Source organism: Rheinheimera soli, assembly GCF_021290985.1.
Lineage (GTDB): Bacteria > Pseudomonadota > Gammaproteobacteria > Enterobacterales > Alteromonadaceae > Pararheinheimera > Pararheinheimera soli.
In genome coordinates this window covers 176,945-201,235 of record NZ_JAJOYU010000003.1, presented here as the reverse complement: position 1 = coordinate 201,235, position 24,291 = coordinate 176,945, and the positions used below count along the sequence as shown (strand labels likewise).

Annotated in this window: 23 protein-coding genes; 8 read left to right on the top strand and 15 right to left on the bottom strand. The window is 46.5% G+C overall.

The features are described 5' to 3' along the window. Nucleotides 1-55: 55 nt before the first annotated feature. The gene (locus LSG37_RS04240) at nucleotides 56-697 is read right to left on the bottom strand and encodes a cytochrome b/b6 domain-containing protein (protein ID WP_233078691.1); all 642 of its coding nucleotides are present in this window, start codon (nucleotides 695-697) and stop codon (nucleotides 56-58) included. A 60-nt stretch (nucleotides 698-757) separates the two neighbouring features. Here LSG37_RS04240 and LSG37_RS04235 point away from each other — a divergent pair, with 60 nt between their 5' ends. From LSG37_RS04235 to LSG37_RS04225, 3 genes are all read left to right on the top strand, one after another. After that, complete coding sequence (locus LSG37_RS04235; protein ID WP_233078690.1) at nucleotides 758-3,109, top strand: penicillin acylase family protein; 2,352 nt, start codon at nucleotides 758-760, stop codon at nucleotides 3,107-3,109. A 168-nt stretch (nucleotides 3,110-3,277) separates the two neighbouring features. Next, a complete protein-coding gene (locus tag LSG37_RS04230; protein WP_233078689.1) occupies nucleotides 3,278-4,435 on the top strand; it encodes a chorismate mutase in 1,158 nt (385 codons plus the stop codon). A 104-nt stretch (nucleotides 4,436-4,539) separates the two neighbouring features. After that, entirely contained in the window at nucleotides 4,540-5,286 is a 747-nt protein-coding gene (locus LSG37_RS04225; RefSeq protein WP_233078688.1) for a hypothetical protein, read from the top strand. Between the two features lie 20 nt (nucleotides 5,287-5,306). On the opposite strand, the gene LSG37_RS04220 is transcribed toward LSG37_RS04225, so the two are convergent. Next, entirely contained in the window at nucleotides 5,307-6,713 is a 1,407-nt protein-coding gene (locus LSG37_RS04220) for an MBL fold metallo-hydrolase RNA specificity domain-containing protein (protein ID WP_233078687.1), read from the bottom strand. Between the two features lie 134 nt (nucleotides 6,714-6,847). Here LSG37_RS04220 and LSG37_RS04215 point away from each other — a divergent pair, with 134 nt between their 5' ends. Then, a complete protein-coding gene (locus LSG37_RS04215; protein ID WP_233078686.1) occupies nucleotides 6,848-7,726 on the top strand; it encodes an LOG family protein in 879 nt (292 codons plus the stop codon). A gap of 66 nt (nucleotides 7,727-7,792) precedes the next feature. Here the strand turns inward: LSG37_RS04215 and LSG37_RS04210 are convergent, their stop codons facing one another. The 5 genes from LSG37_RS04210 to LSG37_RS04190 all read right to left on the bottom strand — a co-directional run bounded on the left by LSG37_RS04210 (nucleotide 7,793) and on the right by LSG37_RS04190 (nucleotide 13,761). Beyond that, on the bottom strand, nucleotides 7,793-10,060 hold the full coding sequence (locus LSG37_RS04210) for an arginine/lysine/ornithine decarboxylase (protein WP_233078685.1): 2,268 nt from the start codon (nucleotides 10,058-10,060) through the stop codon (nucleotides 7,793-7,795). Between the two features lie 305 nt (nucleotides 10,061-10,365). Further along, nucleotides 10,366-10,575, bottom strand: a complete 210-nt coding sequence (locus LSG37_RS04205) for a hypothetical protein (RefSeq protein WP_233078684.1) — start codon at nucleotides 10,573-10,575, stop codon at nucleotides 10,366-10,368. Nucleotides 10,576-10,709: 134 nt separating this feature from the next. Further along, nucleotides 10,710-11,408 carry a monofunctional biosynthetic peptidoglycan transglycosylase gene (gene mtgA, locus LSG37_RS04200; RefSeq protein WP_233078683.1) on the bottom strand — a complete coding sequence of 233 codons (699 nt, stop codon included), beginning with the start codon at nucleotides 11,406-11,408 and terminating at the stop codon, nucleotides 10,710-10,712. A gap of 118 nt (nucleotides 11,409-11,526) precedes the next feature. Continuing rightward, nucleotides 11,527-12,669: a bifunctional chorismate mutase/prephenate dehydrogenase gene (tyrA, locus tag LSG37_RS04195; protein ID WP_233078682.1), complete on the bottom strand. Its 1,143-nt coding sequence runs from the start codon at nucleotides 12,667-12,669 to the stop codon at nucleotides 11,527-11,529. A gap of 9 nt (nucleotides 12,670-12,678) precedes the next feature. Continuing rightward, nucleotides 12,679-13,761 (bottom strand): 3-deoxy-7-phosphoheptulonate synthase, encoded by a 1,083-nt coding sequence (locus tag LSG37_RS04190; protein WP_233078681.1) that lies wholly within the window; start codon nucleotides 13,759-13,761, stop codon nucleotides 12,679-12,681. Between the two features lie 348 nt (nucleotides 13,762-14,109). On the opposite strand from LSG37_RS04190, the gene LSG37_RS04185 reads away from it, so the two are divergent. Both LSG37_RS04185 and LSG37_RS04180 read left to right on the top strand, forming a co-directional pair. Beyond that, the gene (locus LSG37_RS04185; protein ID WP_233078680.1) at nucleotides 14,110-14,460 is read left to right on the top strand and encodes a DUF3135 domain-containing protein; all 351 of its coding nucleotides are present in this window, start codon (nucleotides 14,110-14,112) and stop codon (nucleotides 14,458-14,460) included. 103 nt (nucleotides 14,461-14,563) lie between these two features. Continuing rightward, nucleotides 14,564-15,142: a response regulator gene (locus LSG37_RS04180; protein WP_233078679.1), complete on the top strand. Its 579-nt coding sequence runs from the start codon at nucleotides 14,564-14,566 to the stop codon at nucleotides 15,140-15,142. A gap of 437 nt (nucleotides 15,143-15,579) precedes the next feature. Here LSG37_RS04180 and LSG37_RS04175 read toward each other — a convergent pair whose 3' ends face one another. The 7 genes from LSG37_RS04175 to ffh form a co-directional block, all read right to left on the bottom strand. Beyond that, entirely contained in the window at nucleotides 15,580-16,806 is a 1,227-nt protein-coding gene (locus LSG37_RS04175; protein WP_233078678.1) for a threonine/serine exporter family protein, read from the bottom strand. 115 nt (nucleotides 16,807-16,921) lie between these two features. Beyond that, nucleotides 16,922-17,710, bottom strand: a complete 789-nt coding sequence (locus LSG37_RS04170) for a DNA-J related domain-containing protein (RefSeq protein ID WP_233078677.1) — start codon at nucleotides 17,708-17,710, stop codon at nucleotides 16,922-16,924. Between the two features lie 37 nt (nucleotides 17,711-17,747). Next, nucleotides 17,748-18,107 (bottom strand): 50S ribosomal protein L19, encoded by a 360-nt coding sequence (gene rplS, locus LSG37_RS04165; RefSeq protein WP_008898080.1) that lies wholly within the window; start codon nucleotides 18,105-18,107, stop codon nucleotides 17,748-17,750. Nucleotides 18,108-18,129: 22 nt separating this feature from the next. Continuing rightward, a complete protein-coding gene (trmD, locus tag LSG37_RS04160) occupies nucleotides 18,130-18,906 on the bottom strand; it encodes a tRNA (guanosine(37)-N1)-methyltransferase TrmD (protein WP_436286414.1) in 777 nt (258 codons plus the stop codon). Beyond that, the gene (gene rimM, locus LSG37_RS04155; RefSeq protein WP_233078676.1) at nucleotides 18,906-19,433 is read right to left on the bottom strand and encodes a ribosome maturation factor RimM; all 528 of its coding nucleotides are present in this window, start codon (nucleotides 19,431-19,433) and stop codon (nucleotides 18,906-18,908) included. Before rimM ends, trmD begins: the two co-directional genes overlap by 1 nt. Before the next feature lie 32 nt (nucleotides 19,434-19,465). Then, complete coding sequence (gene rpsP / locus LSG37_RS04150) at nucleotides 19,466-19,717, bottom strand: 30S ribosomal protein S16 (protein ID WP_008898077.1); 252 nt, start codon at nucleotides 19,715-19,717, stop codon at nucleotides 19,466-19,468. 167 nt (nucleotides 19,718-19,884) lie between these two features. Further along, nucleotides 19,885-21,252 (bottom strand): signal recognition particle protein, encoded by a 1,368-nt coding sequence (gene ffh, locus LSG37_RS04145; protein ID WP_233078675.1) that lies wholly within the window; start codon nucleotides 21,250-21,252, stop codon nucleotides 19,885-19,887. 167 nt (nucleotides 21,253-21,419) lie between these two features. Between ffh and LSG37_RS04140 the strand changes: the two genes are divergently transcribed. Both LSG37_RS04140 and LSG37_RS04135 read left to right on the top strand, forming a co-directional pair. Further along, complete coding sequence (locus LSG37_RS04140; RefSeq protein WP_233078674.1) at nucleotides 21,420-22,229, top strand: cytochrome C assembly family protein; 810 nt, start codon at nucleotides 21,420-21,422, stop codon at nucleotides 22,227-22,229. 92 nt (nucleotides 22,230-22,321) lie between these two features. Then, on the top strand, nucleotides 22,322-23,590 hold the full coding sequence (locus LSG37_RS04135; protein WP_233078673.1) for an HlyC/CorC family transporter: 1,269 nt from the start codon (nucleotides 22,322-22,324) through the stop codon (nucleotides 23,588-23,590). A gap of 49 nt (nucleotides 23,591-23,639) precedes the next feature. Here the strand turns inward: LSG37_RS04135 and LSG37_RS04130 are convergent, their stop codons facing one another. Beyond that, nucleotides 23,640-24,257, bottom strand: coding sequence for a transglycosylase SLT domain-containing protein (locus LSG37_RS04130; protein ID WP_233078672.1), 618 nt, complete (start codon nucleotides 24,255-24,257; stop codon nucleotides 23,640-23,642). Nucleotides 24,258-24,291 lie beyond the last annotated feature (34 nt).

The following is a 24,291-nucleotide window of genomic DNA, read 5'->3' as shown; positions in this document are numbered from 1 at the left end:
TGTAATTTTAGACGGGCGGGTACAAGACCCGCCCCTACGCAGCCGACGTTACACATTACCACTGTTGATACAAAGACATACCTTGCCAGAGTGCAAAAATTCCGGCAAAAACCAGCACCAGCAGCAGATACCAACGCGATGATTTTATTGCAGGTTGTTGCGCGTCCGTTTTCAATTTGCCATGCAACATAGCGCCTAAGACCCCATCTTTTTTCACCCCGTGAACAAGCGCTGCAACCACATGCACTGCAATCAGTATCAGCAACAGATCAAAGTTGTTATGGTGAAACCAGGAGGCAAAAGATGACCAGTCAGACGACACTGAAGCGTAAAGTGGCCCTTCTGTCATCACATCATCAGTGGTCATTAATCCTGAGATAAACTGCAACAAAATCAGTGTCATCAAGGCCAGACTCATATAACCTGACAACCCCCTGTGACCAATGCCATGTTTGGCTTTATTCCACATCCGTACTAACTGAAACGGGCTTTGCAGAAAATGACTGAAACGGGCAGTCTCGCTGCCAACAAAACCCCACATCAAACGACCAAGTAAAATAGCAGCAAGTGAATACGCCAAAACCTGATGCACCACCAGATAACCCTGATCAGCGGTAAACCATAAGCCAGCCAATAACAGCAGCTGACTCCAGTGGTAAAATCGTATGGCTTTATCCCATAACTGAATCACTTTCATCTTTTCTCAGTCCTCTATTATGATAAGTTATTGATTTTACCCCATTGGAAGAAAAAACCTATGCTTTGGTTCAAACGGATTTCTATTGTCTTATTGATGCTGATCCTGCTGGTCGCTGGTTTTTTATATTTTGCTCTGCGCAGCACCTTACCAGCCTATGAAGGCGAATTGCCTGCAGAGGTCAGACAGCAGGTTGAAATCAGCCGGGATGCGCAAGGCTACGCTAGCATCAAAGGGCAAAATCGCAATGACGTGGCTTATGCCTTAGGTTTTGTCCATGCTCAGGAGCGATTTTTCCAGATGGATTTATTGCGCCGTAATGCAGCCGGAGAGTTGTCCGAACTTTTTGGTGAAATGGCGCTGGATTTGGACAAAAAACGTCGTATTCACAGATTCAGAGCCAAAGCGCAGCGGGGTTTTGCCCATTTACCTGCAGACCAAAAGCTATTGCTTCAGCGCTATACAGCCGGAGTCAATGCAGGTTTGGCCGAGTTAGGCTGGCCGCCCTTTGAATACGGTTTATTAGCACAAACGCCACGAAACTGGGTAGAAGCCGATTCCTTTTTGGCACTCTATAGCATGTACCTGGATTTACAGGGATCCGAAGGCAAAGATGAACTGGCAATGGGCCTGATGCAACAAAAGCTGCCACAAGACTGGTACGATTTTTTATTCCAGCACAGCCCGGACTGGCAAGCAGCCATGGACAACAGCAAAGTCAGTCTTATCCCTATGCCGAAATCAACTTATCCGGCGCTGCTGGCAGGACAAAAAACCGCCTGCACTGACTGCTCTTTGCATGACAGTGCCGATATTGGCAGTAATAACTTTGCCGTGTCCGGTCAAAGAACCAAAGATGGCCGCGCTATTTTGGCCGACGATATGCACCTGGGGATCCGTGTACCAGGCACCTGGTTTAAAGCTCAGCTGAAATGGACAGAAAACGAGCAGGCGTTTGAAGTTGCAGGAGTCAGCTTACCTGGCACTCCAGCTATAGTAGCTGGCAGCAATGGTCATATCGCCTGGGGTTTTACCAACAGCACAGCAGATTGGTCTGATGTCATAGCCTTGAAGCTGGATGAAAAAGGTGAAAAGTACCAAACCACTGATGGCTGGCAGGAATTCAGTTACCAAAATGAAGTGTTTAAAGTCAAAGGCCAGCCGGATGAATTAGTACTGCAAAAAGAAACTATTTGGGGCCCGGTGTTATCCCCACCTTTTCAGAACTACGCCTATCGTTGGGTGGCTCATGATGTGGAAGGTGCCAACTTTAATTTGTTAGCACTGGAAAAAAGTCAGGGCGTACGTGAAAGTTTAAAACTGGCAGCTAGTGCCGGCGTGCCGACCCAAAATTTACTGGTAGCAGATAAAGACGGTGCCATAGGCTGGACTCTGATCGGTGCTTTACCAGAACGTAAAATACAGCATATGGATACGCCTCAGGATTGGAGCAATGGCCAGAATCAATGGACAGGTTATGTGTCACAAAGCCGTTACCCACAAATTTACCAGCCGCAATCCGGTCAGCTCTGGACAGCCAACAGCAGAATGATAGGCGGCAAAGACTTAGCATTGATTGGTAATGGCGGTTACGACTTAGGTGCCCGGGGCCAGCAAATCCGTGATGCCTTAACAGCAACAGCCCAGCATACCGAACAAAGTTTGCATGACATTCAGCTGGATCACCGCGCCTTAATGCTGGCCCGCTGGCAACAACTGCTATTGGACACAGTGCTGACCAAAGACTTTGTTGCAGAACATAACTTAGAGTCTTATCTAGATTACGTGATGAAAGATACCAGCCATGCCAGTATTGGATCGGTGGGCTACTCATTGCTGCGCTCCTTTCGGGCCAAAACACTGGAGCTGACCTTTGCGCCTTTAACGGCACTGTTGGAGGAAAATAACTTATCAGGGCGGGACCTGAAATTCTCTCTGGAGACAGCAGGCTGGGAAATGCTGCAGCAACAGCGTACCGACACTCTGCCTGCAGAATTCAGTTCCTGGCGCACCTTATTGCAACAGGCCGTTCTGCAAAGTAAACAAAAGCTGGAAACAGATTATGGTTCTTTAGCCAGCGCAAGCTGGGGCAACATCAATCAAAGCTCTATAGTGCATCCACTCTCAGCTGCAGTGCCCTTCTTCGGCGACTGGCTGAATATGCCTGCAATGCCGATGAATGGTGACAGTCATATGCCACGAGTACAAAACAGAGTGCATGGCCAGTCAGAACGTATGGTGGTGTCACCAGGCAAAGAAGCGGACGGTATTTTAGTGATCCCAGCTGGACAGTCTGGTCATCCATTATCCCCTTTTTATGATGCGGACCACGACTTCTGGTTAAAGGAGCAACCATTAAGCTTTTTACCTGGCGAGCAAAAATACTTACTGAAGTTGCAACCTAAAGCTTGACTTTAGACGTCCAGACTTACTATTGTGGTGGCCATGAAACCAATTCAGATCGCTCGCTTTTTTCGCCTCTTTACCACCCCAACGGGGAGGCGGTAAGTCGCGCGCGCGTGATAAACCAAAAAACCTCCCAGCATCGGGAGGTTTTTTTTTAGCTTAAAGGACGCTTTTATGAGCATAGATTTAGACCACATTCGCCAGCAGATCAGCAGTACGGACAAAGATCTGCTGCAATTACTGGCCAGCCGACGCCAGCTCGCATTAAGCGTAGCCGATGCTAAATTGGCACAAAACAAACCTATTCGCGATCAAAAGCGGGAAGAAGAGTTACTGGTGTCACTGATTGAACGTGGCAAAACACTGGGACTGGACGCTCAGTACGTCACTAAAATTTACCATGTGATTATTGAAGACTCTGTATTGCAGCAGCAAGCCAAAGTACAAGGCCAGCTGAATGGTGACAATGGTCCGGTTTGCCGGGTCGCCTTTTTGGGGCGTCAGGGTTCATACAGTTACTGGGCAACACAAAAGTACTTCACCCGTCGTGCTGAAAAGCTGATTGAAATTGGCTGCGACAGTTTCAATGAAATAGTACAAGCGGTAGAAACAGGTCATGCCGACTATGCAGTATTGCCTATTGAAAACACCTCCTCCGGCAGTATCAACGAAGTGTACGACTTACTTCAGCATACCCGTTTGTCGATCGTCGGCGAACTGACCCACCCTATCGAACACTGTTTGTTGGGTGTAGAAGGTACAGAGCTGAGTAAAATCCGTCAGATTTGCGCTCACCCTCAGGTGATAGCTCAGTGCAGTAACTATTTACAGGGTTTATCCAACGTCAAAATTGAATACTGTGATGCCTCCTCCGATGCTTTTGAACGGGTACGCAAAGCTCAGGATAAATCTGTTGTCGCCATTGGCGGTGAAGAAGGTGGCAGACTCTATGGCCTGGAAGTATTAGGCCGGGGTTTAGCCAATCAAAAAGACAACGCCAGCCGTTTTATTGTCGTGGCGCGTAAGGCTATTAATGTGGCGAAAGCCATACCGGCCAAAACCACTTTCATCATGTACACAGGCCAGCAACCTGGTGCTTTGGTTGATGCCTTAACTGTGCTGAAACAACATGGCATCAGCATGGGTAAACTGGAATCCCGCCCTATTCCCGGTAATCCATGGGAAGAGATGTTTTATGTGGATGTGTTCGCCAATCTGGATGACTACGCTATGACTCGTGCTTTGGATGAACTGAACCGCATCACCCGTTTTGTGAAGGTATTAGGCTGTTATCCAAGTGAAGATGTCAGTCCAACCTTGGTACAAGGTTGACAGCAAAGGAACAGGGTTTCATAGTAAAACTAGGACGGTTCTTCACTGGACCGTCATCCACTTCGGGCAAACTATTCGCAACCGTCAGGACTGAGGAGTTTTTTATGTTCAAAACCTATCCTCTTTGGCTTTTGCTGTTTAGTGTCACCACTGCTGCAGCCGCCAGCGAAAGTTGTCCAACACCGCTGCGTACTTACCACTTTTTTGATCGCAGTGGCCAGAGCCTGTCTTGTATGGATCAGTGGCAAACTGAGTTTTTTAATGAACTTGGTTGTCCGCTGGAATTTCTGAACTACAACCCGCAAACCACTCAAAGAGAAACCATGCTGCAGCAGCAAAAAATCGAGTTGCTGGCTGGTTTAACTCAATCACCACAGCGAAATTATAAGTTCAGTGCAGCTTTCGCTGAACACCAGTTTCAACTCTACCGGCTGCACACTGCAGTGCAGTGGCAAAACATCAGAGACTGGTGTGATGACACTATGCGTCAGGCGATTATTATCATTCCCGCACAAGGTTATATTGGGGAGGAGATAGAAATACTTCGCACCAACAAGGAGTGCAGCAAAATGTTGCTACCAGCTCCTGTAGGTCAAGCTCTGGCGTTGACCATGCTGAAGAAAAACAGAGCCGATTTATTGTTATCCTCCGACCTTTGGCTGCGCCGGATGCCTGCAGAGCAAGCGGATGACTATGTTGCTTTACCCTTTTACAAATGGCGCGATCCAACCCGAATCGCTTTTTCCTCAGCAGTATCAGATGAATTTATCCACAAGGTAAATACACAGATCCAAAGACATAGGGCTGAAGGTAAAAAGGTCTGTGATATGGATTTACCTTCCAACGGCTAAAACCTTTCAGACTGGCATTGCTACAGTTTAATCTGCTGGCCTTTTTCAGCAATTTGGCAATGCAGGCCGTATTCAAGCATACGGCTCTGTAGCGCCAGCTGAGCGTTAGGCTCACCATGCACCAGATAAAAACGAGGCTGACCGCCTATCATTCTGGCCCAGCCCAATAACTCATCTTGCCCTGCGTGAGCAGAAAAACCACCTATGGTGTGTATGGTGGCTTTAACTGCTACATTTTGCCCAAACAATTTCACCCGTTTTTCGCCATCCACCAAACGACGACCTAGCGTGCCTTTAGCCTGAAAACCAACAAAAATCAGATGATTACTGCTTTTCCATAAGTTGTGTTTTAAGTGGTGTACTATACGGCCACCGTTACACATGCCAGAACCTGCGATGACAATAGCGCCGCCACTGATGCGGTTCATGGCCATAGACTCTTCCATACTGGATGCCAGTCGCAAGATAGGTAAAAAGGATTGCAAATCGCGGGCACCATAACCATGTAATACTTTGGTGTCTTTGCGATCAAACTCAGCCATCAGCTCACTGTAAATTTTAGTGATCTCTATCGCCATAGGACTGTCCAACACAACCATCTTTTGTTTCAATCGACCCTGATGGTACAGAAGCCCGAGGTAATACAAAATCTCCTGACTACGACCTAAGGCAAAAGCCGGAATAAACACATTACCACCCGCTTTATGAGCTTCATCCAGCGCATTGGCAAACTCTTCCAGCGTGTTTTGTAGTGGCTGGTGATTGCGATCGCCATAGGTACTTTCCATCAGCACCAGATCAGCCGTCTTTACCGGGCTTGGATCTGGCATCAGCACTGTAGCCGGGTTGCCCAAATCACCGGAAAATACCAACTGGCGCATGGCTTTTCCTTGTTTTACGGAAAGCTGCACTATGGCAGAACCAAGAATATGCCCAGCGTCGAGAAACTCCAGCTCCAGCCCTTCACAGACCGTTACTTTTTGCTTATAACCGACCGGATGACAGTAATCCAATACCTGCTCTACATCCTGCACTGCCATGACAGGGTCTAGTAGCTTTTTACCTTGCCGGGCTAATTGTTTGTTTTGCCATTCCAGATCTTTTAAATACAAATGCACTGAATCTTTTAACAGCACACCAAGCAACAACGCTGTGCCCTGAGTACAATAAATTTTGCCCTGAAAACCCTTAGCCACCAACAAAGGCAATAAGCCGCTGTGGTCTATATGAGCGTGAGATAAAATCACGTAATCGATATCTTTGGGGCGAAAGGCAAAACGAAATTTATTCCATTCGGTGATTTGGTTTTCGCCCTGAGTCATACCGCAGTCGAGCAGAATGTGTTTGTCTTGCAGCTTCAACAGATAACAAGAGCCTGTGACCTGCTCTGCAGCCCCTAAAAAGGTTAAACTGGCATCTAATGGCATTGGGTACACTCCGACTTTCTTCTTGGCTGTGGTGGTGTTATGTCCATGTTATAACTGAACTGAAGTGTTAAAAGATTAGTCTATATCAAACAATATGTTAGTTTATTCCGTCTTCCCTTTTATGGAGCCTCTTTATGTCTGGTGACATCCCCCTGTATCAACGCCATCTGAGTTCTGCCCGTGAAGCGACAGAACAGCAAAGTCAGGATTTGCTTGAGCACCCATCCTACCGACTCGCCTTTGCAGACAATGACTTTTTAATGCAGGACGAATTGCGTCATGTACGTTTGCAACTGGAGTATCTGAAACCTCAGCTGGTTCTCGAACAACATCATGTAAAAGCCACTGTCGTAGTCTTTGGCAGTGCTCGTTTTGTATCGCGTCAACAGGCAGAGCAAATGGTGGCCGAAGCCACTACTCAATTGACACAATATCCTGAAGCTTTGGAGCTGCAGCAAAAGCTGAAAGTGGCGAAGCGTCAGTTAAAAAACAGTGCCTATTATGAAGCGGCGGCGGAGTTTTCACGTATTGTGACAGAGCATAGTCAAAGCTGTCCTGATACCTCCTTGATGATTATCAGTGGTGGTGGACCTGGTGTAATGGAGGCAGCGAACAAAGGTGCCTATCAGGCGGGCGGGCAAAGTATCGGTCTGAATATAGTACTGCCGCACGAGCAAAAGCCTAACCCTTACATCACTCCAGAGTTTTGTTTCCGCTTTCATTATTTTGCCATTCGTAAAATGCACTTTTTACAACGTGCGCGGGCTTTAGTGGCTTTTCCCGGCGGTTTTGGCACTTTAGATGAACTGTTTGAAACTCTGACTTTATTGCAAACTGGTAAAGCCAATACAGTGCCAGTGATCCTGTATGACAAAAACTTCTGGACCCGTTTGATTAACTTCGATTTGCTGGTCGAGGAAGGATTGATTAAAGCCGAAGATATGCAGTTGATCCAGTTTGTCGATACACCGGAACAAGCCTGGCAAGCCATTTGCCATTGTTATCAGTTGTAGCTATAAAATTGGGGGTCAGATCACATTAGTTACGCATAACCAATGTAATCTGACCCCATTTTCAGCTTATTGAGCTTTTACGCAGTCAACAAAGTATTCTTTTTTACCGTTACGCTCTTCACAAACCAGACCGTGGATATAAGTCTCGAAGCCTGGGAAAGAACCGTTAAATTCGCGAGCGAATTTCAGGTAATCCACAATAATAGTATTAAACACTTCACCCGGCACCAACAGCGGGATACCTGGCGGGTACGGCGTTAACATCACAGCTGTAATACGGCCTATCAGATCATCCAGTGGCACCCGATCCAGTTCTTTATGGGCCATAGCAGCAAAAGCTTTGGATGGTTTCATTGCTGGTACCAGCTCAGACAAATACATCTCAGTGGTCATCTTAGCGACGTTGTTTTCACGGTAAATTTGGTGAATTTGATCACATAAGTCTTTTAAACCAATACGTTCGTATTGAGGGTACTTGGCGATAAATTCAGGTAAAACCCGCCACAGTGGGGCGTTTTTATCGTAATCGTCTTTGAACTGCTGCAGCGCTGTCACCATAGTATTCCAGCGGCCTTTGGTGATGCCGATGGTGAACATAATGAAGAACGAGTACAGACCGGTTTTTTCAATCACGACACCGTGTTCAGACAGATACTTAGCCACAATAGCAGCCGGAATACCTGAGTCATCAAAGTCGCCGTCTACGTTTAAACCAGGCGTTAGAATGGTCGCTTTGATTGGGTCGAGCAGGTTAAAACCTTCGGCAATATCACCGAAACCATGCCAGCTTTCGCCCGCTTTTAACATCCAGGCATCGCGGTGATCCAAACCTTCGTCTGTTAAATCATCCGGTCCCCACACTTTAAACCACCAGTCATCCCCATATTCGTCGTCGACTTTACGCATAGCACGACGGAATTCTAAAGCTTCGTCCAGTGACTCTTCCACTAAGGCCGTACCACCTGGCGCTTCCATCATGGCTGCTGCCACGTCACAGGAGGCAATAATGGCGTACTGTGGACTGGTTGAGGTATGCATCAGGTAGGCTTCGTTAAACAAATGCTGATCCAGCTTGTTCTGCTTGGCGTCCTGCACCAGAATTTGTGACGCCTGTGAAATACCAGCCAACAGTTTGTGCGTCGACTGAGTAGAGAACACCATCGAAGTTTCACAACGCGGACGGCCTTCACCTATCGCATGATAATCACCATAGAAGTCATGGAAAGCCGCATGAGGTAACCAGGCTTCATCAAAGTGCAGAGTTTCGATTTCGCCGTCGAGCATCGACTTAATTTCTTCGACGTTATACAAGACGCCATCATAAGTCGACTGAGTAATAGTCAGAACCCGTGGTTTCACATCTGGATTTTGCTCCAGTTTTTCACGGCAGAATGGGTTTGCCATCATCTTTTTACGGATAGTTGCAGGTTCAAACTCACTACGAGGAATAGGACCAATAATGCCGTAATGGTTGCGCGTTGGCATCAAAAACACCGGCACAGCGCCCGTCATCATAATGGCGTGCAAAATAGATTTATGGCAGTTACGGTCAACAACTACGATATCACCCGGAGCTACAGTGGAGTTCCAGACAATTTTGTTAGAGGTTGAGGTGCCGTTAGTGACAAAAAACAAATGGTCAGCGTTGAAAATACGTGCCGCATTGCGTTCAGACGCTGCTACAGGTCCTGTGTGATCCAGCAACTGACCTAATTCATCGACCGCGTTACAGACATCGGCACGCAGCATGTTTTCACCAAAAAACTGGTGGAACATCTGGCCTACTGGCGATTTTAAAAAGGCGACGCCACCTGAGTGTCCAGGGCAGTGCCAGGAGTACGAGCCATCTTGTGCATAGTTGGTTAAAGCACGGAAAAACGGTGGAGCCAGCGTATCTAAATAGCTTTTGGCTTCACGGATAATATGCCGCGCCACAAACTCTGGCGTGTCTTCGTGCATATGAATAAAACCATGCAGTTCACGCAAAATTGCATTAGGGATATGGCGTGAAGTACGGGTTTCACCGTACAGATAAATTGGGATATCCGGATTGCGATGGCGGATTTTATCGACAAAACCTTTCAGGTTTTCCAGCACCGATTGGCTGTCTTCTACAGAACCTGCGCCAAATTCTTCGTCATCAATAGACAAAATAAAACCAGCGGCCCGGCTTTGTTGTTGGGCAAAAGAAGTTAAGTCACCATAACTGGTATAACCCACCACATCCATGCCTTCGGCTTCAATGGCTGCAGCCAGTTCACGAATGCCTGAACCACTGGTATTTTCGGTTCTGAAATCTTCATCAATGATGATCAGAGGAAAGTAAAAACGCATGGAGTACCCCAAGCCGGTTAAAAGTGGGCAAAGGATACTTTATTTTGCAGAAAATTCCTCTAATCCGACCTGTTTTTCCTGCAGAAAAATCGCAAATTTCCCAAATAAGATAAAAAACAGCAGTTGAATACGTATTCACCAGAGTAGAAGCGACCAGTGTCACAGAACTGACACAAGTTTTCGCCATCTTAGCCATGGCTGCAGCAAGACGCAGCTCTATTCCTGTTCTATACCTTGCGATTCAGGGACTGCATGCAGTCCCTGCTTTTTTGCATTTTTATATGTACTCAATGGGAAACTGCAGCTTAAATTCCGCAGTGCTCTGAAGATGCTTGGTTAACATGTCGATCAGGGCTGTAACCAGCTTCAAGCAGTAAATCCGCCAGCTCTTCTTCGCAAACGCCAACAAAACGTAAATGTTCCTCTGCTTGCTCTATAGTTTCACCTTGCAACAAACCGGCCCGGATAGTTTTTATATGCACAGAGCGCATAAATTCAGATGTTCTTTTGCCCATGATTAAACTCCGCTTCAACTCTTCAGTTGCGCCGGATCCTAAACAGCCTGAGCAAAGTTTGCATCGAAAAAGCGTTAAAAATCACAAATCTTCATCGAACAGTCATACCTAAGTCATAAAAAAGTCACACTTGTTTAATTATCAGCTAAACGTTGTTCAATAGGAGCTAACTGTCCCATTTGCTTTAAAATCCATTGCTGGCGTTTATACATATAAGGCGATGGGGCCTGTACTTTAAAACGCAGCGGATTAGGTAACACAGCAGCCAACAAGGCCGCCTGATGACGACTCAACTTACTGGCTGGCCGCTTGAAAAACTTCTGTGCGGCGGCTTCCACCCCAAATACCCCAGGGCCAAACTCCACGCTGTTTAAATACACTTCTAAAATACGTTCTTTACCCCAAACTAATTCAATCAAACCGGTAAACACCAGCTCCAACCCTTTGCGAAACCAGCTGCGACCCGTCCATAAAAATACATTTTTTGCTGTTTGCTGACTGATGGTGGAAGCACCACGCACTTTCTGGCCTCTGCTGTTGTACTCCAAAGCTTTTTCGATAGCTTGAGTATCAAAGCCGTAATGTTCCGGAAACTTTTGATCTTCAGCAGCCACCACAGCTTGTTTCATAGCGGCTGAAATTTGCTCAAAAGGTACCCAGTCATGCTGTAATTCATAACTTTTATGATTATTCCACAGCGCCTGAATTTGCCGCTCTATCATCACTCCAGTGACAGGGACAGGTACAAAAGCAAAGATAAGCACCAAGCTTAAAGCCAGAATAATCAGGTATTTAATAAGTTTTAGAAATTTACCAAACCAAAATGAAATCAAAGACTTTCCAGATAAGTGTCAGCATTATTGGAATTTGAGTGTAAAGCGCCTAAACAAAATGAGCCAGCTTTAGTTGCTGGCTCATTCTGAGTAGTTGGTGTTTTAAAAGCGTTATCCTTTAGCTGCGCTCATCCGACGCTTTTTGCAACAGACGACGGCTTTCCTGCAGAAACTGATCTGCCAAAGGTCCAAAAAATTGCTGCCCCTTAGCAAACTCGGCCATTAACCCTGCTTTGTCCCGCGCCGCTAATAAATGAGATAACTGATTAAACCTGTGCTGATACCGCTGCAATAAACCAGTGACAGCGCTGGACGACAACATAATGTCGGCATAGAGCTCGGCATTTTGGGCAAAGAGGCGGCCTACCATCGCTAGCTCTAGCCGGTAAATAGGTGAGCTCAACTCCAGCAACTGCTGTAAATCAGCCTGCTCTTCTGCCAGATGCACGCCGTAGACTAAAGAACTGAAATGGCGCATCGCCTGAATAAGCTGCATCAGCTCATCATGCTGCTGCGCAGATTTTTCTGTCAGTACAGCGCCCCATACTTTGAATTGCTGTATCAGCCACTGATACTCTTCAGCATCACGGCCATGGCTAAGCACTACGACTTGTTTGGCTATATTGCTGATATCAGGGCCAAACATAGGATGTAAACCTACAACAGCACCACTGTGTTTCGCCAGCATAGCGCTTAGAGGCCCGGTTTTAGTACTGGTTAAATCAGCCAGTACAGTATCGGCATCCAATTCAGGCAATTGCGCTATCACCTGTTGTGTCACAGCAATAGGCACAGCTATTAATACCAAAGCCGCGCCTTTAACCATCTGCAGCGCCTGATGCCAGTTGTCTTGCTCCAGCACTTCAACCAGATAACCAGAGCGCTGAAATAAACTGACAAAACGTTTGCCCAAAGCACCTGCGCCCCCAACCACCACCACTTTATCACCGGTGTTACGGCAGCAAACAAAACCTGCTTCCTGAGTCTGGTAAGACTCACGCATCACACGGCGTAATACATCTTCAATCAGATCAGCAGAAACTCCTGCATCTTCCGCTTGCTGACGACGGGCTTTAATTAAGGCTTGCTCACGTTCTGGCACATACAAAGGCAAAGCATATTGCTGCTTCACCCGCCCTACTTCTGCCGTCACTGCGGCTCTTTTGGCCAATAACTCGACCAGTTGGCTATCCAACTGATCGATTTGCTGACGCAACGGCAGCAGAGCTGCCATAGGGTCTTGAACTTCTACATCATTCATTTACTGTTCTCAGGCTGCAACTTCACGTGAAGCTTGTTGTGATGCCTCTTGTGAAGATAGCTGTTGATCCAGGCCAGCCAATAATCCGGCTGTACTCGCCCAGTCGATACAAGCGTCCGTCACAGACACGCCATAGAGTTCTGCTTTACCATCCACTAAATCCTGACGGCCAGCATGAATATGGCTTTCCAGCATAATGCCTATAATGGCTTTATTGCCTTTGATACGCTGTTCAATCACTGACTGAGCCACAATACCTTGTCTGTTGTGATCTTTACTGGAATTGCCATGACTGCAGTCAATCACCAAACCTTCTGGCAATCCATGCTTACGCAGCGCAGCTAAAGCAGCCTGGACGCTGTCTTCGTCATAGTTCGGTTTAACACCACCGCGTAAAATAACATGACCGTCTGGGTTACCTGCGGTTTGCACCAAAGAAACCTGACCTTTTTGGTTGATACCAATAAAGCTATGACCACTGGCAGCTGATTGCAGCGCATTAAGTGCAATATTTAAATTACCGTCAGTGCCATTTTTAAAACCAACAGGCATCGACAAGCCGCTGGCCATTTCACGGTGAGTTTGTGACTCCACTGTACGAGCACCGACTGCAGCCCAACTGATTAAATCAGACAGGTACTGTGGGCTGATAGGGTCTAAAGCTTCAGTCGCGGCTGGCAACTCCATCTCGACTAAATCTAACAGTAAACGACGCCCTTTGGTTAAGCCTGTTTCCAGATCAAAAGAGTCATCCAGATGAGGATCGTTGATAAAACCTTTCCAGCCGACTGTAGTTCGGGGTTTTTCGAAGTACACCCGCATCACAATGTACAGAGTATCTTTGAATTGCAGTTGCAGCTGTTTAAGGCGGCGGGCGTAATCCATAGCTGACACAGGATCATGAATAGAGCAAGGACCTGTGATCACCAGTAAACGTGGATCGCGACCATGCACTATATCTGCAATCTCCTGGCGGGATTTCTGAATAAAGTCAGAACCTGCACCAGATAAAGGTAAAGCCTGCTTCAATACGGCTGGCGGGCTTAATAGCTGCTCCGAGACTATACGTAAATCGTCAACAATCTTGCTCATTTAAATGCTCCTGTTTGCATCATGCGTTGCCAAAGCGCCGGTTTTTACTTGATAAATGCAAGCAGAACACCAGTAAACTTATATTTACAACACGTATTCAATTAATTACGAATGCAGGCATATTAAAAACCAAAGGCCCACAAGTCAACCTTTAAAGCCAAACAAATAAAGACAATAAAGCAGAATCAAGAAAATCAACAACCGTACACTTAACAATACAATGCAAATCATTAGGCTCAATAGTTCAGGTTTCTACCTGTTGCGAGTATTAAAACCACAGGAACAACGGTCAGAACTGGATGGTCTACACTAAAACTTAACTAACTCTAACTCTGTATAGGCTAGCTTATGGCTGCTCCCCCTTATTCACCGCTGCCCGCTTTTGATGAGTTACTCAGCATGGCAAAACAGAACCCGGCTGCACTGGATGAGTTACAGAAAAAATTGAATCAGGAGCTTATTGATGCGCAAAGTGACGACAGGGGAAGAAAGGCCATTCAGCAAACCTTGTTCAGGCTGCAGTCAGAACAGTTAAGATATAAAGCGCCTCTGGTCCGGCTAACCAGAGCCTATCAACTCATGTTGTCAGAAATGAGCCGGATGCAGGATGCCTTGGAGCAGTTATGCGCGCCGCAAAAACCGCCGAAAAAGCCCTGCGCTACCATTTTGCCTTTCAGGTCAAAGAGTCAGGAGCGATAAGTGAAAAAAAAGCGGTTTAAAATCACAAAAAATAAAGTGACAGCGACCTGTGTTCTCGTCTAGAATTGATAAAAATACAAAATATGATACCCACTAGCCCCGTATGAACAAAAGTAAACACACAGAACCTTTATTGTCGACTCAACAAGCTGCTGATTTACTTGGTGTTTCTTTACGCACCGTGCAGTTATGGGTGGAGAAAGGTGCTCTGGACGCCTGGAAAACTCCTGGTGGTCATCGTCGTGTCACTCAATCTTCTGTCGAACGCCTTCTGCTGAAAAATCAAACTCAACCTGTTGATAATTCGGTTCGCATTCTATTGGCTGAAGATGATGAGTTACTCAAGCAACTTTATAGCCTGCAAATTGAATCCTGGGGTTTACCTATCAGTTTGCAATCAGTTACCAACGGTATAGCTGGTTTATTAAAAATTGGCGAATGGGCACCACAGATTCTGATCTCAGATTTGCAAATGCCTGAACTGGATGGTTTTCAGATGATCCGTGAACTGAAGTTATCTCCTCGCCACGAGAATATGAAAATTATTGTGGTAACTGCTTTAACAGATGCTGAAATTGCCTCTGGTGGCGGTTTACCGGATTCAGTGCAACTGATGCGCAAGCCACTGCTGTTTAGCGACTTAAAAGACCGCTTAGAGAAGTTGTTACAAGAGCTGCGTTAATCGCAGCTTTTTTACATTTGCTGTCCTGCAAAATGTTCCGGCCAGCCGGCAGAGCCGCTGGCGCTCATCCGGGCATTGCCAAACTGTTGGCAATGCTTTTACCGGTTTCGCCCTGACAGGCCATCGTCGCTTCGCTCCAATGTGAAAAACGGCAGGATAGCCGTTTTTCACAGCTTCAGCTGCCGAAGGCGAGCATCATGGACGATGTGAGTGAAAATCGTTTCCCGACGATTTTTTTATACCCTTCGTACTTGAAGCCGCAGCTTTGTTGACTGCGCTCCTCGCCCCAGCAATTTATTTAAAGGTATTAACTTTGGTCTCTGGCGAGCATACGCCTCAATCCATAGAAACATAGGACTACTATGCTCCCGGGGTCTCCAACGCTTGTCGTCGCGCTGCAACATCAATTACTTTGGGTATAACGAAAATCGAATTTTCTACAACGCCTTTCTCGGCGGCAACGCCACATTGGCAAAAATAAATCCTGCCACCAGCGACATAAAAATCAGAAAGGTTTGCTGGCCTAGTTGCTCAGTTGACACCATTTGTTGCCCTGAAACAAAAGCATTTAAACCCATATAGGTTTTACTGCCAGGCACTAGTACTATCATGCCCTGCAAAGAAACAATACTGGCAGGGGCATTCATCAGTCGGTTAAACAAATTACCGTATAAACCAACAGCGAAAGCACCAACAAAAGCTCCTAATGCCAATCCCAGATAATAGGCTCCTATTAAGCTGGCAGCATAGGCAATAAAACCTGAAGCTATCCCCCAAAGTGCATGTTTCAGCCTGGCTTTAAATACCACCACTAAGCTGCCACATAAAATCGAGACGGCCAGCCAACTGGTCCATTCTGGCACTGAAGGCGCGATTTGCGGAGGGATCTGGCCAAATAACACCTGACCTAAAGCGACCCCTAAAAAGGCACCAAAATACAGCTTAAACAGCAGCATGACTGCATCCATCACCCTGGCTGTACCTGATACCAGATGACGGGCCGCCAGCTCTGCTAATCCCAGGGTTAAAGCCAGACCTGGAATAAATACAATAATGGAAGACAATACCACCAGGGGTACATTGATCATCGGGTCAATATAGACTGCAACAGCAGTAGCCAACAAGGCTGAAATTAGCGCCACCAGTGGTTCCAGCATATGGGCAACACGGCGTGACTTCATCGACCAGAGCACAAACAAATATACAATAAGACTCAGCACTGTGGCCCAGAACACATCATGCCAGCTGGCGCGCATTAGCATAGCAAAAGCACCACCTGCAGCACCAAAAGCAGCAAAAGTGGCCCAGCGGGAATAAGGATTTGGCGCTGCAGCTATTTGATCCAACCGCAGATTTACATCCTGTAAGGTGAGTTTACTGCTGGCGAGTGCATCCACCAGTTCATCCGTATAAGACAAGGCACCTAAATCCAGTTCGCCTGGAGTCACCCGGGAGATGTGGGTGTATTCATTCTCATCACCAGGGATCCACAGCACAAAAGTCAGCACTGTAGGCGTAATAGCAAAAGAGCCGCCAATTTTCAGCAACTGTGCCACTTCCTGTAAGTGCGCTTCCAAACGATAAGCAGGGGTACCAAACTTATGCAGCATTTTGCCAAGCTTGACGATAAAGCGGCGTTTTTCGATAAAACTGGCGGAATCCACGTTAGGGTCCTTGTCGCGTTGCAACACAATATAAAGCTATTGTAGTGGGCTTTGTGAGGTATGGATAGAAGAGGATATTGCTAAGTGATTGATAAAAGCTAAGTTAGCGCTGTCTTTACAGAGAAAGCTCAGCAAGTAACCATTGGTACTCCTGCTGCAACAGTTGAAAAGCCGCAGCATCGCCGCCTTTATCCGGGTGCAAACGCAGTGCCTGTTGCCGGTAGTTTTTTTTCAATTGAGCCACTGAATAAGGCTGAAGCAACTGCCATTTTTGCTGCAACACTGTGGTATCGAGCGTTTTATTCTGCTGGTACAACGCCAGCTTTTTCCAGAATTCATCCAATACCGTCTGCAGTTTATCATCCGTCATAGCCCGCATATTTTGCCAATCCAGATAATAAGCCGCTTTGTCCTGTTGCTCCTGCCATAAAGCCACGGCATTGTCGGGCAGAGCACTGACCGTGTAGACCATCACTTTGGCGTAACCAATATGTAATAAAGCCACTTGCTCCTGCTGCCACTGCGCCTGCAATACAAACAAATGATGATAAAGAATAAAGTGTTGCTGGAATAACAAGGAATCGACAGCGAGGCTACGAGGTTCGGGGAAAAAGGCTTTTAATTGATGCAGCAATTCCTGCTCGCTGATCTCTCCTTGTCTGGATAACAGGAAAGCTTCGAGTGCGGCAACTAAATCGGCTTGCAGTTCGGTGTGCATAGTCACATTACAGACCAAAAAATTGTCAGGATCAATTTTTAACAATGCAAAGCATTGACCCAAAGGGTGAGCGCCAAGGATGGCTGCGAATAAAAAATAGTCAGGATCAATTTTTAACAATGCGAAGCATTGGCCCAAAGGGTGAGCGCCAGGGATGGCTGCGACATACCGTCCTTCCATGGACATAAAAAAAGGCTGACACAAGGTCAGCCTTTCCAGTCGCTTAGTTAAGCTTTTCGCGGATACGCGCTGATTTACCTGAACGATCGCGTAAGTAGTAAAGCTTGGCACGGCGGACTGCGCCACGGCGTTTCAGCGTAATGCTGTCAATCATAGGGCTGTGCGTCTGGAATACACGCTCAACACCTTCGCCGTTGGAAATTTTACGAACTGTGAAAGCTGAATGCAGACCACGGTTACGTTTGGCGATAACTACGCCTTCGTAAGCCTGCAGACGGGTTTTGTCACCTTCTTTCACTTTAACCTGAACAACTACAGTGTCACCTGGGCCAAATGCTGGCACGTCAGTTTTTAACTGTTCGTCTTCAAGTTGCTTGATAATGTTTTGGCTAACTTTGCTCATAACAATCTCACTTTACCTGGAATTAACTATCGTGTTGCTGCAACGCCTGGTGTTCCAATTGGAATTCATCCAGTAATTTGCGTTGCTCCTTAGTCAGAGCCAGGGTATTTAACATATCCGGCCGTCTTAACCAGGTTCTACCAAGAGCCTGTTTCAGACGCCAGCGTCGTATATTTTCATGGTGTCCACTCAGCAACACCGGTGGAACCTCTTTGTCTGCTAACACCGCAGGTCTGGTGTAGTGTGGGCAGTCTAACAAACCAGTTGCAAACGAATCCTGTTCTGCCGACTCTTCGTGCCCCAGTACGCCTGGTACCAGTCGCGATACCGCATCAATCAGCGTCATCGCAGGCAACTCGCCTCCACTCAGCACGTAATCCCCAATTGACCATTCTTCGTCAATTTCGGTTTCAATTACGCGTTCATCAATGCCTTCGTAACGGCCTGCCACTAACAGCAGTTTCGGGTAACGTGAAAGTTCCTGTACACCTTTTTGGTCTAATTTGCGGCCTTGCGGCGACAAATACACCGTATGTACATTCCCTCCGGCAGCTTGCTTGGCGGCGCGAATAGCGTCGGTCAGCGGCTGCACCATCATCAGCATTCCGGGACCACCACCAAAGGGGCGATCATCGACAGTATTGTGTTTATCCGAAGTATAATCCCGCGGATTCCAACACTCCACCTGTAACAATCCTTGCTTTACAGCACGGCTTGTTACACCAAACTTTGTAATAGCATCAAACATCTGCGGGAACAGAGTAATAACTCCAACCCACAAACCAGCTTGCTGCGACATTAAAAGTCCGGATCCCAGTCTACTAAGATACGTCTTTCAGCGTTATTCACTTCCTTAATGACAGAGTCAGTCAAGAAAGGGAGTAAACGCTCCGTCTTGCCAAATGCATCGGATTTATTGGCTTTCACAACGAGAACGTCGTTTGAGCCAGTTTCCATCATGTCGACCACTTCACCTAAGTGATAACCAGCCTCGTTCACTACAGACATGCCCATCAGGTCACGCCAATAGAAATCACCTTCAGCAAGCTGAGGTAATGCAGAACGCTCTACTGCGATATCCGCATTTACGTAGAGTTGAGCCTGGTCGCGGTCAGCCACGTCTGCCAGTTTTACGATAAGGCCGTTGCCATGTCGTTTTTTACCGGAGATTTGCATTTGACGCCAGTTACCCTGCACTTGAATTTGCCAGGGTGTGTAATCAAAAATCCCTTCCGGGATATCGGTATAGGAGTTTACTTTTAGCCACCCGTTGATGCCGTAAACAGCACCAAACTTACCTAAGACAACTAAATCTTTACCGTTCAAGGTGAAACTCCGACCTTTATTTATTTTAGCTATTAAGCAGCAGTTTTCTTAGCAGCTTTCACCAATGAAGCAACGCGGTCGCTTAAAGAAGCGCCTTGCGATACCCAGTGGTTGATACGCTCTAAGTCAATACGCGTTTGCTCTTCAGTACCGCTAGCGATTGGGTTGAAAAAACCCACGCGCTCAATGAAGCGGCCATCACGGGCAAAACGGCTGTCCGCTACCACAACTTGGTAAAATGGACGCTTTTTCGCGCCACCACGTTGTAAACGAATAGTTACCATACCGTCCTCTAATAATCGTTCAGGATTTAAAAAAATAACAAACCCCGCGGTCAGACCGTGGGGTCGGTGAATTGTACGGATTTTTGCCTGCATTGCAAGGTTTTTCGGGCTTTGGCCGCATATTTCAGCTTTTACCAAAACCCACTGACGGCAGGCTGGAATTGGACTTAACGTGGAGGTAACAGGCCAGGTGGTAACTTACCGCCCATGCCACGCATCATCTTCATTAAGCCGCCTTTACCCGACATCTGCTTCATCATTTTCTGCATTTGGGTAAATTGCTTCAGCATTTGGTTCACATCCTGCACTTGGGTGCCTGAACCTGCTGCGATACGTTTTTTGCGAGAGCCTTTGATCAAATCAGGAAACAAGCGCTCTTTTTTCGTCATGGAATTAATAATGGCTTCCATTTTATTGAACTGCTTATTACCCATCTGATCCATAGCACCAGCAGGTAAGTTTTTCATGCCAGGTAATTTATCCAGCATCGACATCATGCCGCCCATGCTGCGCATCTGCACTAACTGGTCACGGAAGTCTTCTAAACTAAAGCCCTGCCCTTTCATTACTTTGGCAGCGACTTTAGCGGCTTGCTCTTTATCAACCTTTTGCTCGATTTGCTCAATCAAGCTCATCATATCGCCCATGCCCAGAATACGGGAGGCAATACGATCCGGATGGAATGGCTCTAAGGCGTCAATTTTTTCGCCCATACCGATAAACTTTATCGGCTTGCCAGTGATATGACGAATAGATAAAGCAGCACCACCACGGGCATCACCATCAGCTTTGGTCAGGATCACACCGGTCAAAGGTAAAGCTTCGTTAAACGCTTTAGCCGTATTGGCCGCATCCTGACCTGTCATGGCATCGACCACAAACAAAGTTTCGACAGGGTTAACCGCTGCATGCAGAGCTTTAATTTCGCCCATCATTTCTTCATCAACATGCAGACGACCGGCGGTATCGACTAACAGCACATCAAAAATTTGTAAGCGGGCATGAGCTATGGCAGCGTTGACTATATCTATAGGCTTCTGACTAACATCGCTTGGGAAGAATTCAACACCGACTTCTTTCGCCAGCGTCTCTAACTGTTTAATAGCGGCTGGACGATAAACGTCAGCAGAGACCACTAATACTTTTTTCTTTTTGCGCTCTTTTAAAAACTTCGCAAGCTTAGCCACAGAGGTGGTTTTACCCGCACCTTGTAAACCGGCCATTAATACCACTGCAGGCGGCTGAACATTTAATGCCAGCTCTTCATTGGCTTCGCCCATCGCATCTTCTAAGGCTTTGCGGACGATTTTCAGGAATTCCTGACCAGGTGTCAGGCTTTTGCTGACTTCAATGCCAACAGAACGTTCTTTGACCTGATTAACAAAGTCACGCACCACAGGCAAAGCAACGTCAGCTTCTAATAAAGCCATCCGTACTTCACGTAAGGTTTCTTTGATATTATCTTCAGTTAAACGACCACGACCGCTGATGTTCTTCAGCGTTTTGGTTAAGCGGTCCGACAGGTTTTCAAACATAACTTAGCACCTGATATACAATATGGCCGGATTATACCCCAGAGCGAGTAAGGAGTCAGCCGCCATCTTAGCTGAAACTGTCACGCCAATTAGGTGAGCTTGAGCTGTCAAATGCGAGTAATTTGCAATAGAATGTTAAATCTTCACGAATCAACAGGATCTGATTTATGTTAGTTGAGCTGTTACCCGGTGTGGCATTGGTTGGTTATTTGCTGGCAACCGGTATGGTATTGTCCCGTCTGGTGCATCCACAAGGCCCTAACTATAAATTAATGTTCAGTGCAGCCTTGTTGGCTATTGTGTGCCACATGCTGTTTCTGGCTGATTCTATTTTTGCAGGCTCCGGTCAGAACTTCAGCCTGCTCAATGTCATTTCGCTGGTGTGCTGGTTGATCAGCACTGCTATTACTATTACGGCACTTCGCACCCCAACCGTATTATTGCTACCTATAGTTTATGGTTTTTCAGCTCTGACTCAGCTGGCCGTTTTGGTGTTGCCTGCTGAAGTGCAAATGCAGCACTTTGAGCATAGTCCTATTTTGCTGATGCACATCATAGTTGCATTCGTTGCTTACACCTTATTAATAGTGGCCACTTTGCATTCGCTGCAAGTGCACTACATCAGTAAAAAACTGAAGCAAAAAGACTTTATGCTAGGCAATCAGTTTTTGCCGCCGCTGCTCCAGGTCGAGCGGCTGCAGTTCAGAGTGTTGCTGCTTGGTACTTTGTTGCTGGGGTTAACTTTATTCAGTGGTGCCGCTTTTACTGACAACTGGCTGGCCGCGCAAAACCTGCATAAAAATATACTGAGTTCCATCGCTTTTCTGATCTTTGTACTGCTGTTATGGGGTCATGCTCAGTTAGGCTGGCGTGGTCGTCTGGCGATAGCCTTAACCTTTACCGGCAGCATTTTGCTGACACTTGCTTATTTTGGCAGCCGTTTTGTCCGTGAAGTGATGTTAGACCGGCTCGGATAACAGCTTTTTCCCGCTATAGCCCATTAAGTCTTGACTTGAAGGGCTGTTCGTAATATCAAATAGCTTCGATTAGCCCTACAGGTAAACTACTTTTGGACGAGATCTCAACCAGCACCCTCTTTATTGTATTGGGATTGCTGGTTTTATGTTCCGCATTTTTCTCAGCTTCTGAAACCGGCATGATGTCGGTGAACCCATACAAGCTTAAACATCTTGCCAATGAACAGCATAAAGCTGCCATGCGTGTGACCGCTATGTTGGAACGCCGTGACAGGCTGATTGGTTTAATTCTGGTCGGTAACAATCTCGTCAATATCGCAGCATCAGCTATAGGTACGGTTATTGGCTTACGTTTATATGGTGATTTTGGTATTGCAATAGCCACTATAGCTCTGACAGTAATCATCCTGATTTTTGGTGAAGTCACACCAAAAACTCTGGCAGCTTTGCACCCGGAAAAAGTCGCTTTTCCAAGTTCGGTAGTCCTTAAACCCCTGATGAAAGTGCTTTATCCTGTGGTCTGGTTACTGAATAAAATCTGTAACACCCTGTTAGGCTGGCTTGGCGTCAGTGCTGAGCAACATCATGGCAACAGCTTAAGCAGCGAAGAATTACGCACTGTCGTCTATGAAGCTGGAGCTCTGATCCCGGAACACAACCAAAGTATGCTGGTTGGCGTGCTGGATTTAGAAAAAGCCACAGTGGAAGATATTATGATCCCACGCAACGAGTTGGTGGGCATTGATATCAACGACGAGTGGAAAGACATAGTACGTCAGTTGTCCAACAGTCAGCATAACCGCATTTTGTTGTACCGCGACAGCGTGGATGATGCATTAGGTTTTATTCACAGCCGTGATCTGGCCCGTCTGGCTTTAAAAGAACAACTGAACAAAGCATCTTTACTACGTTCAGTACGGGAAATTTATTTTATTCCGGAAAACACCCCACTCAATACCCAGCTGCATAAGTTTCAAAGTTCCAAAGAGCGTATAGGCCTGGTGGTCGACGAATACGGTGATATTCAAGGCCTGGTTACCTTAGAAGATATACTGGAAGAAGTGGTAGGTAATTTTACGACTGATATCACAGATCACCAGAGCGAAGAAATTCAGCCTCAGCCTGATGGCAGTTTCCTGGTCGACGGCGGTATCAACTTACGGGATTTAAACCGGGATATGCAACTGAATTTCCCAACGGATGGGCCTAAAACATTAAATGGTCTGGTGCTTGAGTATCTGGAAGAGATCCCTGAAGCCAGTTTAGGTTTGACTCTGGCAGGGTGCCCAATGGAGATTATCGAAGTGCAGGATAATATGATTAAAACAGTGCGGTTAATGCCGCATTTGCAAAAAGCATAAAAGCAAAAGGGCGCCCTGCGGCGCCCTTCTTACATCTGTTTTTGTCCAGTTAACCAAACAAACCAAAAAACCAACCGCTTTTAAATTCGTCTTCACAGCTTTGTAATTGTTTCTGATACATAGTTGCTCTTTGTTGTACTTTACGGGACGTTTCCATCAGCCAGCGCTTTTTGTAATAGGTACCGCGCTTATAACCGCCCCAGCCTTCGTGATAATTCAGATACTGAGCATAGGCATCAGATTTGGCCACTTTATTAATTTTGCTGCTTTTGTTGATATACCAGCCCATAAAATCCAAAGCATCATCAAAGTTTGAGCGCGCCGCAAAATAGCTGCCCGTTTCACGGCCATAGTCTTCCCAGGTCTCGTCTTTGACCTGAGCATAACCATAAGCTGTGCTGGCACGACCGACTGGAATAAAACCAAACCAATATTCCATAGGCGGCTGGGCATTATGCTTAAAACTGCTTTCCTGATACATCATCGCCATAGGCACATGAATAGGCACGTCCCATTTATCACGCATATCGGATGCTGCGTCATACCAGTCGTCATGTTCGCGGAAAATTTCACATAAATTGGAGCTGTTTTTAGGTGGGGCTGTAGCGCAGCCTGTTAATACAGTAGCAAGCGATAAGAAGAGTAAAGTTTTTTTAATTTTTTTCATAACACGCTGAACTTTTCAAAACACAACTCAGACT

Bases quoted from the DNA above. Each gene is read 5' to 3' on its own strand.
- LSG37_RS04215 (WP_233078686.1), top strand. From the start codon at position 6,848: ATGTCTGGTGACATCCCCCTGTATCAACGCCATCTGAGTTCTGCCCGT.
- rpsP (WP_008898077.1), bottom strand. From the start codon at position 19,717: ATGGTAACTATTCGTTTACAACGTGGTGGCGCGAAAAAGCGTCCATTT.
- LSG37_RS04185 (WP_233078680.1), top strand. From the start codon at position 14,110: ATGGCTGCTCCCCCTTATTCACCGCTGCCCGCTTTTGATGAGTTACTC.
- ffh (WP_233078675.1), bottom strand. From the start codon at position 21,252: ATGTTTGAAAACCTGTCGGACCGCTTAACCAAAACGCTGAAGAACATC.
- LSG37_RS04210 (WP_233078685.1), bottom strand. From the start codon at position 10,060: ATGCGTTTTTACTTTCCTCTGATCATCATTGATGAAGATTTCAGAACC.
- LSG37_RS04180 (WP_233078679.1), top strand. From the start codon at position 14,564: ATGAACAAAAGTAAACACACAGAACCTTTATTGTCGACTCAACAAGCT.
- LSG37_RS04205 (WP_233078684.1), bottom strand. From the start codon at position 10,575: ATGGGCAAAAGAACATCTGAATTTATGCGCTCTGTGCATATAAAAACT.
- LSG37_RS04230 (WP_233078689.1), top strand. From the start codon at position 3,278: ATGAGCATAGATTTAGACCACATTCGCCAGCAGATCAGCAGTACGGAC.
- LSG37_RS04235 (WP_233078690.1), top strand. From the start codon at position 758: ATGCTTTGGTTCAAACGGATTTCTATTGTCTTATTGATGCTGATCCTG.
- tyrA (WP_233078682.1), bottom strand. From the start codon at position 12,669: ATGAATGATGTAGAAGTTCAAGACCCTATGGCAGCTCTGCTGCCGTTG.
- LSG37_RS04170 (WP_233078677.1), bottom strand. From the start codon at position 17,710: ATGTCCATGGAAGGACGGTATGTCGCAGCCATCCCTGGCGCTCACCCT.
- LSG37_RS04220 (WP_233078687.1), bottom strand. From the start codon at position 6,713: ATGCCATTAGATGCCAGTTTAACCTTTTTAGGGGCTGCAGAGCAGGTC.
- LSG37_RS04130 (WP_233078672.1), bottom strand. From the start codon at position 24,257: ATGAAAAAAATTAAAAAAACTTTACTCTTCTTATCGCTTGCTACTGTA.
- LSG37_RS04225 (WP_233078688.1), top strand. From the start codon at position 4,540: ATGTTCAAAACCTATCCTCTTTGGCTTTTGCTGTTTAGTGTCACCACT.
- LSG37_RS04140 (WP_233078674.1), top strand. From the start codon at position 21,420: ATGTTAGTTGAGCTGTTACCCGGTGTGGCATTGGTTGGTTATTTGCTG.
- trmD (WP_436286414.1), bottom strand. From the start codon at position 18,906: ATGTCGCAGCAAGCTGGTTTGTGGGTTGGAGTTATTACTCTGTTCCCG.
- LSG37_RS04240 (WP_233078691.1), bottom strand. From the start codon at position 697: ATGAAAGTGATTCAGTTATGGGATAAAGCCATACGATTTTACCACTGG.
- LSG37_RS04190 (WP_233078681.1), bottom strand. From the start codon at position 13,761: ATGAGCAAGATTGTTGACGATTTACGTATAGTCTCGGAGCAGCTATTA.
- rplS (WP_008898080.1), bottom strand. From the start codon at position 18,107: ATGAGCAAAGTTAGCCAAAACATTATCAAGCAACTTGAAGACGAACAG.